Origin of the sequence: Kluyvera sp. Awk 3 (assembly GCF_028069715.1) — a bacterium.
Lineage (GTDB): Bacteria > Pseudomonadota > Gammaproteobacteria > Enterobacterales > Enterobacteriaceae > Kluyvera > Kluyvera georgiana_A.
The window spans coordinates 1-717 of the sequence record NZ_JANEWH010000310.1 but is presented as its reverse complement, the minus strand read 5'-3'; the positions used below and the strand labels follow the sequence as shown (position 1 = coordinate 717).

At 37.7% G+C, this 717-nt stretch carries 1 protein-coding gene; it reads left to right on the top strand.

What is annotated here, in order from left to right:
* The coding region (locus NNN71_RS24830; RefSeq protein WP_271459606.1) for a CDP-glycerol glycerophosphotransferase family protein at nt 1-717 on the top strand (717 nt) is incomplete at both ends.

Here is a 717-nt window from a genome sequence, read left to right as displayed (position 1 = left end):
ATTTAATACCGTATATTGAGCATTTCCGCGTTTCAGAGGATGTAGAAGTTCTGACTCCAAATGATACACGGATTCAGGACGTTTTCTGTCGTTCGGCTATGTTATTGACTGATTATACATCTGTTGCATTTGATATGGCTGTTCAAAACAAACCAACTTTATATTATCAGTTTGATGAATATGAGGTTTTGCATTCTGGTAGACATACATTTTCTCCCGGTTATTTTAAACATCGTCGAGATGGGTTTGGTCCAGTATGCAATACAGAAGAAGAAGTCTTATCTTCGTTAGACAATATCCTTGAAAATGGATGTGCTTTGGATATTGAGGTTGCGAAAAGAATAGAGAGAACATTCCCATTAAGAGATGGACGCTGCTGTGAAAGGACATTTGATGCTATTGTTGCATTGGACAGTCCTGAGTTACCTGATATTTCAGCTGATAGATTAATCCAACAAGCACAGCAGATGTCTTATGAAAGGAACTGGGCCGCAGCAGAATTTTGGTGGAAATCGCTATCACAGCGGGATGATGTTTGGTTAAAAAACGAATGGTATAGTGAGCTTTTGGAGGTGCATTGCTTACAGGTGTTAAAAGATCATGTGGACAGCAATGGTAATGTACCAGAAAATATTAAGGCCACGGTATTATTCCATGTTTTCTTATATGTTAAGAAGTTTTTAGACAAATCAGAGATCTTATTATGGATGAATACTC